At 55.0% G+C, this 17559-nt stretch carries 16 protein-coding genes; 10 read left to right on the top strand and 6 right to left on the bottom strand.

Annotation, left to right across the window (positions count from 1 at the left end; all coding sequences use genetic code 11):
• Nucleotides 1–49 precede the first annotated feature (49 nt).
• From FHS19_RS28870 to FHS19_RS28845, 6 genes are all read right to left on the bottom strand, one after another.
• Nucleotides 50–694: a response regulator gene (locus FHS19_RS28870; protein ID WP_183585725.1), complete on the bottom strand. Its 645-nt coding sequence runs from the start codon at nt 692–694 to the stop codon at nt 50–52.
• Nucleotides 681–1856: a sensor histidine kinase gene (locus FHS19_RS28865; RefSeq protein ID WP_183585723.1), complete on the bottom strand. Its 1176-nt coding sequence runs from the start codon at nt 1854–1856 to the stop codon at nt 681–683. The genes FHS19_RS28870 and FHS19_RS28865 overlap by 14 nt, the downstream gene beginning before the upstream one ends.
• Before the next feature lie 182 nt (nt 1857–2038).
• A complete protein-coding gene (locus FHS19_RS28860; protein ID WP_183585721.1) occupies nt 2039–2494 on the bottom strand; it encodes a GyrI-like domain-containing protein in 456 nt (151 codons plus the stop codon).
• 231 nt (nt 2495–2725) lie between these two features.
• Nucleotides 2726–4066 carry a sugar phosphate nucleotidyltransferase gene (locus FHS19_RS28855; protein WP_183585719.1) on the bottom strand — a complete coding sequence of 447 codons (1341 nt, stop codon included), beginning with the start codon at nt 4064–4066 and terminating at the stop codon, nt 2726–2728.
• Nucleotides 4067–4104: 38 nt separating this feature from the next.
• Entirely contained in the window at nt 4105–5217 is a 1113-nt protein-coding gene (locus tag FHS19_RS28850) for a glycosyltransferase family 4 protein (RefSeq protein WP_183585717.1), read from the bottom strand.
• Nucleotides 5214–6008: a DUF6492 family protein gene (locus tag FHS19_RS28845; protein ID WP_183585715.1), complete on the bottom strand. Its 795-nt coding sequence runs from the start codon at nt 6006–6008 to the stop codon at nt 5214–5216. The genes FHS19_RS28850 and FHS19_RS28845 overlap by 4 nt, the downstream gene beginning before the upstream one ends.
• Before the next feature lie 439 nt (nt 6009–6447).
• On the opposite strand from FHS19_RS28845, the gene FHS19_RS28840 reads away from it, so the two are divergent.
• From FHS19_RS28840 to FHS19_RS28795, 10 genes are all read left to right on the top strand, one after another.
• On the top strand, nt 6448–7749 hold the full coding sequence (locus FHS19_RS28840; RefSeq protein WP_246426880.1) for an extracellular solute-binding protein: 1302 nt from the start codon (nt 6448–6450) through the stop codon (nt 7747–7749).
• 42 nt (nt 7750–7791) lie between these two features.
• Nucleotides 7792–9618 carry an ABC transporter permease gene (locus tag FHS19_RS28835; protein ID WP_183585713.1) on the top strand — a complete coding sequence of 609 codons (1827 nt, stop codon included), beginning with the start codon at nt 7792–7794 and terminating at the stop codon, nt 9616–9618.
• On the top strand, nt 9619–10767 hold the full coding sequence (locus tag FHS19_RS28830) for an ABC transporter ATP-binding protein (RefSeq protein WP_183585711.1): 1149 nt from the start codon (nt 9619–9621) through the stop codon (nt 10765–10767).
• Nucleotides 10764–11528: a PHP-associated domain-containing protein gene (locus FHS19_RS28825; protein ID WP_183585708.1), complete on the top strand. Its 765-nt coding sequence runs from the start codon at nt 10764–10766 to the stop codon at nt 11526–11528. Before FHS19_RS28830 ends, FHS19_RS28825 begins: the two co-directional genes overlap by 4 nt.
• A gap of 65 nt (nt 11529–11593) precedes the next feature.
• On the top strand, nt 11594–12427 hold the full coding sequence (locus tag FHS19_RS28820; RefSeq protein WP_183585706.1) for a MurR/RpiR family transcriptional regulator: 834 nt from the start codon (nt 11594–11596) through the stop codon (nt 12425–12427).
• Between the two features lie 217 nt (nt 12428–12644).
• A complete protein-coding gene (locus tag FHS19_RS28815) occupies nt 12645–13286 on the top strand; it encodes a TetR/AcrR family transcriptional regulator (RefSeq protein WP_183585704.1) in 642 nt (213 codons plus the stop codon).
• A 210-nt stretch (nt 13287–13496) separates the two neighbouring features.
• Nucleotides 13497–15053 carry a stage V sporulation protein B gene (spoVB, locus tag FHS19_RS28810; protein ID WP_183585702.1) on the top strand — a complete coding sequence of 519 codons (1557 nt, stop codon included), beginning with the start codon at nt 13497–13499 and terminating at the stop codon, nt 15051–15053.
• A 190-nt stretch (nt 15054–15243) separates the two neighbouring features.
• The gene (locus tag FHS19_RS28805; RefSeq protein ID WP_183585700.1) at nt 15244–15426 is read left to right on the top strand and encodes a hypothetical protein; all 183 of its coding nucleotides are present in this window, start codon (nt 15244–15246) and stop codon (nt 15424–15426) included.
• Nucleotides 15427–15518: 92 nt separating this feature from the next.
• Nucleotides 15519–16361, top strand: coding sequence for an AraC family transcriptional regulator (locus tag FHS19_RS28800; RefSeq protein WP_183585698.1), 843 nt, complete (start codon nt 15519–15521; stop codon nt 16359–16361).
• A gap of 176 nt (nt 16362–16537) precedes the next feature.
• On the top strand, nt 16538–17497 hold the full coding sequence (locus FHS19_RS28795; protein ID WP_183585696.1) for a glycoside hydrolase family 43 protein: 960 nt from the start codon (nt 16538–16540) through the stop codon (nt 17495–17497).
• Nucleotides 17498–17559 lie beyond the last annotated feature (62 nt).

Below are 17559 nucleotides of genomic sequence, written 5' to 3'. Positions count from 1 at the left end.
GAGTATAGGCTGAAAAAGTCATAAAGAGACAGTGCCGTTTGGTCATCATTTAACGATCCATTATTCCCGAATCCCGGGCTTTACGGGCGGCCTCCCGCCGTCCTTTCACATTAAGCTTGGAATAAATCGATGAGATATAATTTTTAACCGTCCCTTCGCTGAGAAACAATGCCTCGGCAATGTCTTGATTACGCAGGCCGGCAGCCAGCTTATGCAGCACTTCGATTTCACGGGCAGTGAGCCCAAATTCATTATGTTTCGCAGGGGTGGTACTGTTCATGTTCTTGATCATTTTACTCGCCATTTCCTGCGAAATTAAAGTTCCTCCCGCCTGAACCACCCTTATGCCTGCAGCCAGATCTCTCGGATGAATGGCTTTGAGCAGATAACCTTCTGCTCCATAGCTTAACGCCGCTAACACATATTCTACTTCCTTATAGGAGGTCAGCATGATGATTTTGGTTGCAGGCATTCGTTCTTTGATCAGGGCTGTTGCGGCGACGCCGTCCATGACGGGCATGTTGACATCCATCAACACCATATCCGGCATAAACTGCTCGCAGCCCTTTACGGCTTCTTCCCCGTTCCTGGCTAAACCGACAATTTCCAAATCCGGTTCCATGGACAGCACGATATGTAAGCTCTCGAGAATTAACTCTTGATCATCCGCAAGCAGTACTTTAATCTTCACCATGCGGCATCACTCCTTTCAGCGGGATTTCGCATCTGACTTCGGTGATCACGGGAGTTCCCTCCCCAGATGATAGGTGTAAGCTGCCTCCCAACCGCTCGACCCGATGTTTCATCGTGGTCAAGCCGAAGCCATAATTAAGCTTGTCGATCGGCATGCCGTTATTTTGAACGGATAATAGCAGATGGCTCTCAGAAAATCCAAGCTCCAGATGCAGTTGGGTGGCCTTTCCATGTTTTAGTGCATTCGTCAAGGATTCCTGGATGACCCGAAGGATCGCTTGCCGTACTTCAAAACGTATGGACCGCTCTGTCCCCGGCAGACTCAAAGTCAGGGCCGTACCCGTGTGCTCCCGGAAACGGGCCGCAAGGGATTCAACCTGTCGGATCAGACTGGATTCCTCTTCTTCCCCCATCTCGTGTACGATGTTTCTCATTTCGTCCAGATTTTCCTCAGCCAATGTTCTTAAGCGAATTAACCGGTCTTTGGCCTCGTCGGGCCTGCTATCCATAAGGGCAATAGAAGCATCAAGACTCAGGATGAGTGAAATAAAGGAATGCCCCAGTGTATCATGAAGCTCCTTGGACATGCGGTTGCGTTCTTCAAGCAAAGTCATTTTCTCGATCTCGGCCGAGTAATGAGTTAAGAGCTTATTTTGATGCTCCACTTCGGCTGCCAGTTTATTCTTCTGATTATACGCACTGGCTACGAAGCTTGCCCACATGCCGATGAAGCAGAACAGCAGATTGTCTGTTCCGATCCCTAGGGTTTGCTCCCAAGATAATCTTAGGGAAGACTGAAAGGAAAAAGGAATGAAAACAAGTAAGGGAATGATCCAAAGGGTTTGCTTGGTTAATAAGTACCCGATGGTAAGACTCGGCAGCAAATAGTCGGCTTTCGAAGCCAGGTCCGGATGAATGACAGAATTCACATAATAAGAACCGCCAAGCAATAGCTCCAATATGCAAAACCAGACTTTGTTCATCCGGCGCCCAGGAAACCAGAACAGCAAAGGGGCGACAAGGGCTATGCTCAGCCAGATCACGTTTAGTAACGTTCGGTTCGAAAACTCACTTGCTGCCAGAACCCGGGACAACAGCAAAATATAATGGTACGAACGAAGAGCGAATATACCCCAATCCATGAAAGATAATATTTTTTTCATAGCATCATCATACAGGAAATCGATAAAAACTTGCATGAAAATGACAAGAAAATTAACGAAGAACAGCAGTAGAACCCTGTTCTGGTCGAACCTCTATATAGCAAAAGGAGCAGTAGACAAACTGCTCCTAAGATTGATTTCGTCATCCAATTATCCCAGCGAACATCGCACACTGAGATCCATCAAATGAGATTATGATAGATTTCGGTCTCCAGCTTGGACTCATCCTCGTTCCAATGGCCATAAACCTCAATCAGGGGAAGCTCTTTGTGTTGTCCGGCGGCTTGGACGAGCGCATCAATACGCCGGTACGTTACGTCCAATTCGCTGTAAGGCCCGATGTGCTTGCCGTAGGTGTATTTTTCGAGCACGACGTCTTTTTTCTTCAAGACGGAATTTTCCTCAGGCGGTGCCACCAGCTCGATTCCCGCAAACACCATATTTCCCTGCTCATAGACGACGTGATTGATTCCCCTGTGAGCGAGTTCTTTGCTGCGTACTTCATGCCAGACCTGGTCAAACAATTCGAAAATCGTCTCACGGTACGGCTTGCCCGGATCATGAGCTTTGGAACATCCGAACAAGGTAAACGACTTTCTTTCCGTCTTGATCACCGGCTCCACCATCGGCTCCATCATCGGCCTCCCTTTCCACTATTCGCGGAATCATGTTCAATCGATGACTACTTCGGCTTGGCCGGTTACAATTCCTACTGCAAATTTACGACATTTTAAGACCGATAGGTGAGGGACACACATTTGTATTCAATTCAGCCGGAATCTGCCGGCTTATGCAATAGCGACGAACGGGATGATCGATCATCGCCATGCCGGGCAAATAAGAGATCGCAGCACAAGCGCAGGGCCATTCTACCAGTCTACGGCAATGCGGGTGATATCTTCTTGAGCAAGATCGGAGCCGAGCAGGACTTCCACCAGCTCAAGTGGAGTAACGGCCTTGATGCCATGCTTGGCGCCGGCCGGAATCTTCAGCATGTCGCCGGCGTTCAGGCGGTACCGCTGCTCCTTCATCATAATTTCCGCGCTGCCCGTCACCACGGTTAACAATTCCTGCCGCCGGTGATGAACGTGATAGCTTGTGGACTTGCCGGCGGCAAGACGCACCTGCTTGATCATCGTCTCCACGCCGGATGCATCGGTTCCGTAATTCAGGATCCGGCAGGAACCCCACCGCTTCTCTTCGTACATCGGAATCTGAGGCGCCAGGGCAAGCTGTTTCTTGATCCGATTCGCTTGCTCCTTGCTTGCGATCAGGATGCCGTCAGAGCTCGCCGCGGCAATAATACCCGGGACGCCAATAATTTCAATGGGGTAGGGGAGCTCATTGATGAGATGGGTATCCGTGGAATCGTCCGATATGTGCCCGAGTCCGACCGTTTGATCCTTCATATGGCCGGCAAGCGCCATCCAGCTGCCCAGATCGGTCCAGTGCCCTCCGTACTCCATGGCAACGACAGGGAGGGTCGTCTCGACGACTTCCCGGTCGAAGCTGGCTTCGGGGAGCTGTTCGTAATTCATCAGCCATTCCTCGATCCGGACAGGGTGGCCCTTGTCCTTCAAGTAGGTCAGCATGAACCTCAACGGGAAAGCGAAGACGCCGCAGTTCCACATCGCCTGATGCGCCATGAGGCGGCGGGCCGTGCGGACATTGGGCTTTTCGATAAACCGCTGGACGAAAGCATACTCGCCGTCCGCCTTGGGCAGAGCCGGGACGATATAGCCGAACTGATCCGAAGGCTCCACCGGCTTCGTGCCGAGGAGAGCGAGATCGGCCTTGGAGCGGCCCAGGACGTCGGGAAACCGGTGCAGCAGCCGGAAGAACGCGGTGTCGACGTACGTGTCTGCCGGAAGGATGCAGATGGTTTCGTCCGGATCGGCCTGCAGCTTTTCATGAAGATAACTGGCGGCCAAAGCGACGGCCGTGAACGTGCCTCTTTTAAAAGGCTCGCTGATGATCGGGATATTGTCGCCGACATAGCGGCGTGTAATCTCCGCTTGACTGTGGTGGGTGACGATACAGGTGGATTGGAGCAGCCCCGCTTCGTCCAGTTGCCTGCAAATCCGTTCGATCATCGACTCTTTAACTCCGTCTTCTGTGGTCAGCAGCCTTAAGAATACCTTGGAGCGTATCTCGTTGGATAAAGGCCACAGCCTTTTTCCCGATCCCCCGCACAACAGTACGATACGCAAGTTTCTCTCCTCCTTCCTTTAACCCTCGCCCTTCACTTTTATTTCTTGGAACGCATCGTCTCTTCAATCGCCTGCTTCATGAGCATTCCGGCCTGGTCCCACGACAGCTGGAGCATATCCTTTCGGCCCTGGCTTCCTTTTTGTTTACAAAGCCCGGGATTTTCGTACGCTTGCCTCATAAGCCTTTTGAGGCTGTTTAAATCCGGTTCGGCCCATCGCTGCCCCTTCTGCGCAAACAGGTTGCTGAACCTTCTGGAAATGGCGCGGTTCATGCTGCTCACCGGGCTCTGGAGCTGATACGGGACCAGGAAGGCGTTGCGGGGCGTCAGGAAATCCATCTGCCCGCCCCAGCCGGTAGCGATGACGGGTATGCCGCTTGCCAGCGCTTCTAAATAAGGCAGTCCGACACCCTCGCCGCGTGTCGGGAGGACGAAGGCATTGCCGAGCGCGTACAGGCCTTTTAGCTGGCTTTCACTCATATGGCGGCCGATGATGACGACAGGGGCCGTATCCTTTTGAATTCCCAGTCTCTTTTTGTACTGTATGACCTGCCTTTTAATCCACGTCTCCGTCTCATTAGCCGCGTATCCGTTCGTTTTGATGACCAGTATGACGTTATCTTTGGAGGAGAACTCCTCCCAGTACGCCCGCAGCAGTCCCTCCGGGTTTTTGCGGTGCTGAAAGCCGAAGACGGACACGAACGCAAACCTCCCTGCAGCTGCCGGCAAAGATAGCTTCGGATGGTTCGGATGAAACTCCCGGGCGTTCACCCCATGGGGAACGACGAAAATCGGGACGGTGACGCCGCAGTTCCTCAGAACCCTCTGATTATGCCGGGATGGCACGCAAACGGCGTCGAATTTGTTCATATGAGGCAGCCAGCTTGCGGGGAGCCTGCTCGTTTCCCACACCGTGTTTAACAGGATGAAGTCATACGTGCTGCGCGCCTTTTTCCACTGCATACGGCTGGGAGGATGGTGGTAAATGAGAACCTTTTTGACTCGGGCGGCGTCTTGTATGCGGTGGTTTGGCAGACTTAATCGGACGGCGACCCCTTGCCGCTTCAAGGATACGGCATAGGCTCTGCTGGCACGGCCAAGACCGCTGGCTTTATGGATAGGGCCTTTCCATACAACGACATAGGGCTTCATTTCGTGCTCACCTTGGAAGATTTCGAATACCCTTTTCGTTCGTGAAAAGAAACAGACCGGTATTTTTGCTGCAGGGACGACATCTTGGAAGGCGAGATTTGGGAAAAGCTCATATGCAGGCTTTTGTTGTTGGCCTGTTTCAGCGCCATCCTGCCGGGTTCCGACGAATACAGAAAGTTGCCGTACGTTTCAAATTCGGAAAAAGCAAATTGCCTGGACTTGTTCATGCTTCTCAAAATGGCGGCGTACCAGCTCGTGTTATGTTTGGACTCGATCGCCTGCTTTAACTGTCTGACTTTGGCTTTCTCGAACAGCATGTAATGCGTGACGAAGGAGCGTTTGGAAGCGCGGCTTTTGCCCATCAGCTTCCTGTACGTGCTGAAGTATTCGGGCTGGCTCCAGTTCCGGCAGTAAAACACGGTCTTGTCGCCCGTCTTGAAGGTATGGGGGCGAATGAGCACAGTGTCGGCGTCGATCACCAAATAGTACTTGGATGAGCACACCTTATCGCCGCCCAACTTCAGCAGCTGCTGATATAACCAACCGGACCGGTCCCATGTCTTGGATTGGTAGTGTATGTCCTTCTTCGTAATGGGCAGAACCGTGTCCTCGTTCACGAACCGGCAGCCCTTTTTCGAACACAAATCCAGAATCCGCTGCTTCCGGGGCGCCACGATGATGATTTCATGGATCGGGTGCTGTACATATTTTCTAACGGCATCTATGACATGGGGGAGGGTCGCGAGGTCCTTCTCGATCGCCGGAATGAACACATCAATGGGGGTTGTCATCTGCTCATCTCCAAATATCAAATGTATGAGCATCATATGCCGGAAGAGAGAAAGGGAATGGGCATAGAGAGATTGCAAAACGCACAAAAATCAAGGAATTTGCCACTACAGTGCAATCGATCGGGGTTTGCAGGCACGACTATGAAAATGATTTCTATAGATCAAAAGCAGCGGATACGAGAAAACCGAAGGGGCGCCTTGGGCATGCCGGCAGTGGGAGAAGGCGGAGGAAACCTGGACGCTTCAGAAAGGAATCGGCACCACGGGAAAAATGAAAGTTTTTTATCTTACAATAAATTTTTGATAATTTTTTACCGAAATCGCACGTCCGCCTAACATTCCGTTGACACTCTGTCCCTATAGTGAAGAGGTAAGCGAAACATCCGGATATCAATCACGCTTCGCTAATTCTGAATGAACGATGGGGAGGCCATACGATATGAGGTCAAAAAGGAACGGAAATGCGAGGAGTATTCTGATGGTAAATGCGGGCGAAAAAACGGGAACCGTGCGGGATACATACGCGCCCAAAGGAAAACGGACAACCTGGTCCTGGCCAGGCAAAGCGGCGGCGCTCATCTTGGGCACGGCCCTGCTGCTGACCGCATGCGGGCAGGGAGAAGGCGGCACCGCGGGCGCTTCAGACGCATCGGCCAAGCCGGCCGGGACAGTGCAGAGCGCGGGGGATACGGCAGAGGCGTCCGGCAGCGAAACACCGGAAGCGCTGTACGAGCAGGCCAAGAAGGAAGGCAAGGTCATCGTCTACTCCACTTCGGGGCGCGCCAACGACGCTGCGGAGACGTTCATGAAGCAGTACCCCGGCATCAAGGTCGAGGTCAGCAAAGTCAAGTCCGATGAGATGATGGACAAGGTGACGAAGGAGCAGGACGCCGGGCAGTTTAACCCGGACGTGATCATCACGAAGGAAGTGAGCGGGGCCGTCGAAGAGGAGATGGTGAAGCCGGGACGGTACGTCAAGTACCTGCCGGAGGATCTGGCGGAGAAGGTGGACGAGCCGTACCGCACGCAGGCCGAAGGGTATGCCAACTACCTGGAGTTCCGCACCATTTTCTATAATACCGAACATTACAAGTCCGCGCCGGTGACGAACTGGTGGGACTTGACCACCCCGGAATTCAAGGGCAAGGTCTATACGGCCGATCCGCTCAGCTCGCCGGCATTCATGGATCTGTTTACGACGATGGTCATCCACAGCGACGATATGGCGGCGGCGTACAAGGAAAAGTTCGGCAAGGACATCGAGCTGCACGGCACGGAGAACGCGGGGTACGAGTTCATCCAGCAGCTGTTCGACAACGGGCTGGTTGTGTTAAAAGGAAGCGACGACGTGCTGGATGCGATCGGCAAGGCGAACAGCGATGCGGTCGGGCTGGCGGTATCCGGCGACGTGTCCAAGGTCGAGGAGAAAGGCTGGAGCATCCTGCCGATCTATGACATCAAGCCGAAGACGTCGGTACCCGATTCGGGCTACCTCTTCCTCGCGAACAAAACGCCGCATCCGGCGGGGGCCAAGCTGTTCATCCGATGGATGATGGGTGAGAAGGACGGCCAGGGCGAAGGCATGACGCCGTTTAATGAAGTGGGCTCCTGGGTGCCGCGCTCCGATGTCAAGACCAAAAACGAAGTGGCTTTCGAGGATTTGAACCTGTGGGTGTTTGACGGGGAGAAGCTGTATTTCGAAGCTCCGAAGGTCCGCGACTTCTGGATCAAGCAGAAATGACGGACCGAAAGACCGAAATGACACAAACAGGAGGGAAACGGGATGCTGCATAAGCCCGTGTTGAATACCCGGCAAGCAAGGTGGCTGAACCGGTGCCGGGACGCGCTGCGGAATCCGCTGTACCTGATCGGAGCGGCGGCCCTTCTGTTTCTGGCGTATACGATCGTCTGGCCGGTCCTGAACCTGATCTGGTCGACGTTCGTATGGAAAACCCAGGACGCCCGGCTTACGCCCGCGGCGGACCCGGGGCACCTGACGCTGTACCACTGGAGCCGCGTGTTGGCAAGCGATATGAGCTGGTCCCTCTTCTATAAGCCGGTGCTGAACGCGCTGTCGGTGGGCGTGACCGTCTCGGCGCTGTCCATGGTCTTCGGCTGCGGGCTTGCCTGGCTCGTAACGCGGACCGACGTTCCGCTCAAGAAGACGATTACGTTTCTGGCGATCATCCCGTACTTGCTGCCGTCATGGATGCTGTCCCAGGCGTGGCTGACCTTTTTTAAAAATAGCAAAATCGGCGGCACGCCCGGCATTCTGCTGTCGGTGCTGCATGTGACGCCGCCGGACTGGCTGGCGTACGGCTTCGTGCCGATCGTGCTGACCCTGTCGATCCACGACAGCGTGTATTTCTTCCTGCTCGTGGGCGCGGCGCTCAGCTCGATGAACAGCCAGCTGGAAGAGGCGGCCGAAATGGCCGGCGCGGGGCGGATGCAGGTGCTGCGCCGGATCGTGTTTCCGCTGATGCTGCCGTCGGTGCTGTCGGGATTCATTCTGATCTTTACGAAGGCGGTCAGTTCCTACGGCGTGCCCGCGCTGCTCGGCACCCCGGTGAACTTCTACATGATTTCGACGATGCTGTACTCCAGCATGCGGTCGCGGCTGACGACCGAGGCGAACGTGCTGTCACTGACGCTGATGCTGATCACCATGCTGGCGATCTATCTCAACCAGCGCCTGCTTGGCGGCCGGCGCAGCTATGTGACGGTGACGGGCAAGGGCAGCGCGGTGACGCATGTGCCGCTCGGCAAATGGCGGCTCCCGGCCGCGGCGGGGACGGTGGCCGGCATGGCGTTGATTGCGGTCGTGCCTTTTATTGTGCTGCTGCTGCAGACGTTTCTGCTGAAGGACGGCTCGCTCAGCCCGGATAACTTCACGCTTCATTACTGGGCGGGCGGATCGGACCCGAATATTAACACCGGTGAGAAAGGCGTGCTGCAGAACCCGATTTTCCTGCTGGCGCTGAAGAATTCGCTGATCATCGCCGGCATTGCTTCGGTCGCGGCCGCGGTCATCGGACTTCTGTTCGGGTATGCGGTGGCCCGCGGCAAAAACACAGCCATGGGCAGGCTTGTGGATCAGCTGGCGTTTTTCCCGTATTTTATCCCGGGCATCTCGCTCGCGGCGATTTATATTACGATGTTTGCGAAGCCGGTGCTGTTCATTCCGGCGCTGTACGGCACCATCACGATTATTATTCTGATCACGGTGGTCAAAGAGCTGCCCTTTACCGTCAAGGCGGGCGGCGCCGCCATGATGCAGATCGGCCCGGAACTCGAGGAAGCGGCCGTGCTCGGCGGCGCCTCCTGGTTCACTCGCTTTCGGCGCCTGCTGCTGCCGCTCAGCCGCAAGAGCCTGCTGTCCGCCTTTATCCTCGTGTTTATCGGGGCGATGAAGGAGATGGAGCTGATCATCATGCTCGTGACGCCGCGGACAGAGACGCTGACGACGCTCACCTTTTATTATGTGGAAAAAGGGTATGACCAGCTCACCAACGTCGTGCTGATGATCATTATCGCGATCGTCGTGGCGGTTTACGCCCTTGCGGTGAAGTTCGGGAAGGCCGATTTGACCAAAGGATGGGGAGGGCAATAAATGAACGCGATTGAACTGCGGCAGATTCATGTGCATGTGCAGCAGAAGCATATTTTGAAGGGCATCGACCTGACCGTCGAGGAGGGGGATTTCGTGACGCTGCTCGGCCCGTCGGGCTGCGGCAAGACGACCCTGCTCCGCACGATCGCGGGCCTGCAGAAGCTGAACGGGGGAACGGTCGTCATCTCCGGGAACAAGGTGGCCGACGGCAGCCTGGCGTACCATCTGGATCCCGCCAAGCGGGGCGTGAGCCTGGTGTTCCAGAGCTATGCGCTGTGGCCGCATATGACCGTCTTTGACAACGTGGCCTTTGGCCTTCAGGTGCGCAAACAGCCGAAGGCCGAGATCCGCAGGAGCGTCTTGGCGGCGCTGGACAAAATGCGCATCCCCGAGCTGGCGGACCGGTATCCGGGAGAGCTGTCCGGCGGGCAGCAGCAGCGGGTGGCGATCGCCCGGGCGATCGTGACGTCCCCGTCGATCCTGCTGCTCGACGAGCCGCTCTCGAACCTGGACGCCAAGCTGCGGACGGAGATGCGCGCCGAGCTGAAGCGGCTGCACCGTGAGCTGGGCACGACGATCGTCTACGTGACGCATGACCAGCATGAGGCGATCACGCTGTCGACGAGGGTCGCGGTGTTTTTCGGCGGCGAGCTGGTGCAGGCGGATACCCCGCGCGAGCTGTACCGTCATCCGCGGACGCTGCAGGTAGCGGAGTTCATGGGCAGCTCGGACCATCCGCTGAACCGGGTGGAGGGCGTGTGCCGCACGAGCGGAGGCGAAAGCACGGTCAGCACGGCGCTCGGAAGCTTCCGGCTGTCAGGCGCGAACGGCGGAGCGGATGCAGCGGGAGCGGTCGTCCTGACTGTGAGGCCGGAAGACGTCGTGCTGCACGAGACCCACACCGCCGGTTCCATTCCGGTGAAGGTGGAGGACGTGCTGCCCGCGGGCGGCGAGACGCTGGTGAGGGTCGCATACGGCCAGGAGAAGCTGGGCGCTCGGGTTATCGGCGACCCGGAGTACACTCCGGGACGCGTGCTGTACGCGTCCTTCCGCGAAGAACGGATCAACGTATACGACCGGGAGACGGGCAGGCGCCTGGAGACCGGCGTGACGACTATTACACCCCTATTGGAGGAAATACACCGATGAATATCGACTTTCACTTTCATGTTAAATTGTCCAAGAAAACCGATTTTTCCATAGATCATTTCAACGAGATGCTGGATGAGGCCCGCGATCAGGGCCTGCAGGCGATCACGCTGACCGAGCATTTCAATACGCGCCGCTTCGACGAGGTCTACGGAACGCTCGACCGGATGCTGCCGTGCAACAACCACTATTACGACCGCGACGGGTTTAAAATCTTTACAGGTATGGAAGTGGACGTAGCCGAGGGCGGGCATATTCTCGTCTCCGGACCCAAGGACGCCCTGCTCGAAGTCCGCGCTCTGCTTGAGCCGCACACAGCAGCCGGTTCGTTCATCGGGCTGGCCGAGCTGTTCGAGCTGTGCGAGCCGCGGGGCATGATGGTGATCGGCGGCCACCCGTTCCGGGAGTCCAACCATTTGTACCATGTGGACCGGGAGCTGCTGCGCCGGTTTGACGCGTTCGACCTGAACGGCAAGGACCTGCACGAGATCGGCATCCAGGAAAATATCGCCCTGGTGCTGCCGCTTGGCGCGGAGTTGGGTGTGCCGGTCGTGGCGGGCAGCGACGCCCACCAGATGTTCCAGGTCGGCTGCGTGTACAACGTCCTGCCGGGCGATTATGAGACCGTCGCCGAGCTGAAGGCGGCCATCCGGGCGGGGGCCTGCAAGCGGGTCATTTCCCCGAGCCTGCATCTGCAGGTGCGTGCGGCGGGCGCGGTGAAGAAGCTGTTGAAAAAGAAGGTCGAAGTAGAGGCTGTGTAATGGTTTATCCTCTATAACGTTAAGGCCGTTGATCATTCATCCCGCTTTAGAGAGGTGGCAAGATTATGAACCTTGCATTGGAAGGCCATAAGCTGTCCCGCGGACACCAGCGGATCGCGGATTATATCAGCAAGCATATGGAAGACATCCCGTTTATGGTGGAGGAGGACATCGCCGCCGCCTGCCAGGTCAGCACATCGACGGTGTCGCGGTTCTGGTCCGAGGTGGGATGCAGAAACTTGAAGGAATTCAAGCAGAAGGTGAAGGACGAAATGCTGCTGTCCCCCTCGCAGAAGCTGCAGTCGGCGTTTTCGAAAATGAACGAAAACGACGCGGCGCAGAGCCTCTTGGTCGGCGCGGATTATTTGCAGCAGACGGCCGACCGGCTCAGCCAGGAGGCGTTTGACCGGGCGGCGTCGCTGCTGCGCGAAGCGGGAACCGTGTACATCTACGGGCCCGGCTCCGCGGAGAGCCTGGCCGCGCTGACCGATTTCCGGCTGACGCGGTTCGGCATGCGGGTCAAGCGGCTCGACCGGGGCGGGCACGAGCTGTTTAACCTGCTGGTGCATGTACAGCCCCAGGACGTGATCGTCATCTTCGGCTTCGTATCCGAGTCGCCGGAGCTGTCGGTGCTGCTGGACCATGCCAAGGTGAAGGGCTACCGCACGCTGCTCGTCACCGATCTTGCGGTCAGCAGCATGCTGGAGAAAGCCGATGTGACCCTATACACCGCACGCGGCCAGCTGTGGGAGTTCCATTCCATGGTGGCGCCGGTGGCCATGCTTGAGACGCTGATCGTGGCGGTCGGCAAGCAGATGGAGGAGCAGGCGGTTGCGGGAAGCGAGGAGCTGCACGAACTGCGGCGCAGATATCAGAAGGTGCTGCCAAAGCGGGTCTAGACCGCTCGGCAGCTTTTTTTGTGCGGTGAAAAGTTAAGCGGGTTAAAGATATGACCCGAGGTGTGAAGAGGCGGCGGTACGGATCCGGTCGTCTTAAGATGAACCCGTTTACTATAGAACCGTTAATTTAGTTATTTTCATATAAGGTGATTACACAGAATGAAAGGAGTTCAATATGATATAATGGGCGTATTAAGCGTTTGGAGCGGAGGACAACATGAAAAAGATGGAGAACAAAAATTTGTTCCTGGATAAAATCAAGCCTGTGTTGAGAAAAAGCAAGTTCAGCACCATCAATATGGACGACATGGCCCGCCACATGGATATCAGCAAAGTGACGCTGTACAAATATTTTTCATCCAAAGACGAAATCATTGAAATGTTTGTGGATCACTGCATCGTATATCTGCAAAATGCGGACGTCCAATTGCAGGACGAGGAGCTCTCATGGGGCAAGAGGTTCCATATGTTATACATTCAATCTTTGCAATGCGTGCTGTACATGCCCGATATTCTGGTGGAGGACCTCAAGTCGGTATACCCGGTTCTATACGAAAGGCTGAGCACAGCGGAACTGGAGCGGCACCGGAATCTGCGCCGGTTTTACGAGACAGGCGTGAAGAAGAACGTCTTTCATCCGGTTAACTCCACCTTATCTGTTGTGCAAGACGATCTCATGCTCCGCCATATCGTAGAGCCTTCGTTCGCCGTGAGGCATGACTTCTCGTTGAAGCAGGCGCTGTTTGAATTTTATAAGATGAAAAAATACCAGCTGTTCCTCCCGGACATGCTCGATTCCGTGGATGATGCCGAGATGGAAGAGCTGCTGCTGCAGACGATCCAAAAAATATCATACTAAGAATCCGTATTGAACAAGACGAAAAATCCGTATCCGTCCCTTTGGTGGGACGGATTTTTTTACCGCTGCATGCGGTCTGCTTCCAAGCAGGTACGTCGTTAGACGATTCTCTTTCAAGCCTTGGCAGTATGTTTGTCTGCATGTATTGCCCCTTGTCCGAATACGCTAATAAAAGAGAGATCAGGACAAACAGTGGGTGGGATGTGACCAATGGGATTGAACAAGCAAAGCTTTATCCGTGGAACGTTCGTGTTGACCCTGTCGGCCTTTTTTACCAAGGGGCTTGGGTTCGTGAACGGCATTGTGCTGGCGCGTTTTCTGGGAGCGGAAGGGGTAGGGCTCTTGATGATCGCCCATCCGCTGCTTCCGCTGTTTATTACGATGACCGAGCTCGGGCTGCCTGTCGCGATTTCGAAGCTGGTGTCCGAGGCGGAAGTCAAGGGGGACGAGGCGAGGATTAAACGGATTCTCGCCGTCTCGCTGTCGGTGACGGGGACGCTCAGCGTCGTGCTGACCCTGGCCGCTTTGTTCGGCTCCAAGTGGATCGCTTCGATCGTGCTGGCCGACCAGCGGGCGTATTATGCGATGGTGGCGATTACGCCGATCATCCCGATTATCGCCATGTCTGCCGTGCTGAAGGGTTATTTTCGCGGCCGGCAGAACATGAACCCGCTCGCCTTATCCGACATTCTGGAGAATGTGGCGCAGATCATCGTCATCATTGGCGTCGTCAACATGCTGCTGCCTTACGGGATCGCCTACGCGGCGGCGGGAGCCATGGGGGCTTCGGTAATCGGCGAAGGCGTCGGCCTGCTCTATTTGTTCTCCGTGTTCAAATGGGCGAACCGGGGGAAATCAAGGGAGCAGCGGCGGTTTGCTCCGAGCGTACGGCTCAAGGGGGACCGCACGCTGCGGGACCTGCTGCGCATCGGCCTGCCGATGACCGGCAGCGGCTTCATCCATTCGATCTATCATGCGTTTCTGCCGCTCGTCATTACGAAGAGCCTCGTCCTGGCCGGCGTCGGCGTGGAGATGGCCACGAAGCAGTTCGGCATGCTTGCGGGGTACGCCATTCCGCTGCTGTTTCTCCCCGGCTTCTTCACCCAGTCGCTGTCGACGGCGCTGATCCCGGCGATCAGCGAGGCCAGCGCGGAGAGCGACACCCGGCTCATGCACAGCCGCATGGACATGGCGATGCGCACGGGGCTGCTGGTCGGCGTGCCCTGTACCGTCATCCTGTACATGTGGGCGGTGCCGCTGACGACGGTTGTGTACCATTCGCCGGAAGCGGGCGTGCTGCTGCAGCTGCTGGCGCCGCTGTTTTTCCTCCATTATTTTGAGGCGCCGCTGAAGGCGATTCTGCTCGGACTGGGCAAAGCATCCACCGTGATGTGGAACCATATCATGACCAACATTTTTGAGATCAGCCTGATCTTCGTGCTCGGTTCGAACCTGGGGATCCGCGGCGTTGCGCTTGGCTTCGGGCTCGGCATCCTGATGCTGACCGTGCTCAATTTCTATGCGGTGGCGGGCTCGATCGGCTTTTATTTTGACTTCCGCATGGTGATCAAGGCGGGCTTCGGAGGGATCGTCATGACGGTGACGGGATTGGCTGCGCATCGTTTCCTGGAGCAGCATGTTCAGCTGGGGGCGACGGCTGCGCTGCTTGGGGCCATTCTGGTGTCCCTGCTCGTGTATGCCATCACCCTGCAGGCGACCCGGGCTTTGCGCAGCCGGCCGAAGGCGCCGACGATTCCGGTGTCCTGAGGAGCGAAGTCTCTCCTTTACAGAAGGGGGAATCGTTTACACTCATATGCATCTTTCAATAGGTTCAAATGATGCGATTTTTCATGTGCTCATTTGACCGGTTGGAAGGTGCATTTTTGGCATAGATCGGAAAGGATCACGTGGAAGATTTTTTTTACGCAGGATATAGCCGAGAAGGTCCAAAATAATAATGGAAGCCATTGTTGATCATGATGCAGCGAAATTCAAACAAAATATGCTCAGTGAGAATGACATCAAGGCGAACATGGATTGGTTCGATGATATGGACGAAGAGATAGAGCAAGGCGTCATGACCTATTCTTTATTGAAGGACAAGGCGAGCGGGGCATGGCTCATTGCGTTGATAGATTGAAATTAAGAGAGAGGCCTCCGTTTGGCGATCATTGACGGAGCGAGGCGGACTTCATAGAATGAAAAGGAGAAAGAAGCGTCAAGGGAAAGAGGATGCTAATCTTGGGAAACCGTGTTAAGGGTTTTGTAGTTAGTATGGAGCGCTTTAAACCTCACACCTTTCAGGCAAGTCAAGGTGAGGGCCTCTTTATGTCGCATTCCCATGAATATGATGAGTTAACCCTGGTTTTGGAAGGGGATGGGTATTACAGCTCTTCCGAACAGAATATCAAGGTGGCTGCCGGCGACCTGATCCTGATCCCTTCCGGGCTGCATCATGGCTTCGTGTGTACGAAACCGTGGAAAGGCGTTTCCGTTCATTTTCTCCATGATCAGCTTCCGGTCCACTGCCAATATCTCTTTCATGAAGCGGAGAGTCAATCGCAGCGGATCCGCAGTAGCCATCTCGACGCTGACGATACGCGCTGGGTGGAAATCTGTTTATTTCAGTTGGAGAAAGAATGGAACTCGGAAAGGAAAACGATCGACTCCTACAACATCATGAGGATTGCCTTTGAGACCGCACTGCTGGTATTCCAGCGTAACCGGGAATCGGCGGTGCCAGGAGCAGATACCCATCATGGTGTCATAGAAAACGTATTAAAAGAAATCCACAGCAGCTATCATACCCGCATTACCGTTAACGAACTGGCAGCGCGTCATTTTCTGTCCGAAAGCAACCTTCGGAAGAAATTTACGGAATCGATCGGCGTTTCGCCGAAGCAATATATCATCAGCCTTCGTTTGATGGAGGCCAAACGGCTGTTACAGCAAACCGGTAAGGCAATCGATTCGATCGCCTCCGAGGTGGGGTTTACCTCATCCAGCCGGTTTTATGAGTTCTTTATCCAATCGACTGGAGTCACTCCACTGGAATGGCGCAAACAAAATCAATGAATCGAAAGATGATGGGGACCGTTCTTGGCAGGACGGTTCTCTTTTTCGTCCGTCGAAAACGATTCGGTAATTCCCTTTTATGTCGGGGAGTAAGTCGTTTTCATCATTGTTAGTCTTAGGCCCGCACCGGATAATTAAAGGGATGACTGGTTTGTTCAGGGAAAAGGAGTGAGAGCATGTCCAACCAAACGAAGACGTTTTGCAATCCGATCGTCGCCAACGCTGCCGATCCTTGGGTACTTAAGCACACGGATGGCAGCTACTATTTTATGGCAACAAGGTCAGGCTGCTTGGAGCTTACCCAATCTTCCAGCTTGACCGGCATTGCCGGGGGGCGCAAGAAGACCATCTGGACGCCCGAACCGGGAGGCCCCTACAGCTGCAATTTGTGGGCGCCGGAAATACATTATTTGAATGACAAATGGTACATCTACTATACGGCGAACGATGGGGGAGGCGATGAATCGCGCCGGATATGCGTACTGGAGAACGAAAATGCTGATCCGCTGGAAGGCGAGTGGAGCTGGAAAGGGGCACTGGAGACGCCTGTCCCTGGGTTGGACGGCACCGTGATGTCCGTGCGGAACCAGCTCTATTTTCTGTATGCCGGCTACGGAAATTTCCCCGATTATGGATCTGCGATCTATATTGCTCAAATGGCCGATCCTTGGACATTGACAGGGGAACATTACCTGCTTACTGCCCCTACACTCCCGTGGGAAAAACAAGGCGGAATGGCCATTAATGAAGGTCCCGTTACGCTGCATCGCAACGGCCGGATTTTTCTGGTTTATTCAGCCAGCACGACCTGGTCCGAGGACTATGCCTTGGGGATGCTCACGATGAGTGAAGATGCCGATCCGCTGGATCCGTCTTCATGGCAAAAATCGATGCAGCCTGTATTTCGCAAAAGCGTAGAAAACGGAGTATATGCAACAGGCCATAACAGCTTTACGAAGTCTCCGGATGATCAGGAGGATTGGATCGTCTACCATGCGCTTCCTTCGCCCGGTTCCGATACGAGCCTCCGCTCGACGCGCATACAGAAGTTCGTCTGGAATCCGGACGGTACGCCTGATTTCGGTGTTCCTTGGAGCGATACACATGATCTACCTGTGCCTTCTGGAGAGGAATAATCGATGGAAGGCTAAGCGTGTGAAAAGAGTAACGAAAAAGGCTCAGATTAAGCGGCATGTTC

Origin of the sequence: Paenibacillus rhizosphaerae, from assembly GCF_014192015.1 — a bacterium.
GTDB lineage: Bacteria > Bacillota > Bacilli > Paenibacillales > Paenibacillaceae > Paenibacillus_AQ > Paenibacillus_AQ rhizosphaerae.
This window is presented reverse-complemented; position numbering and strand designations above follow the sequence as displayed.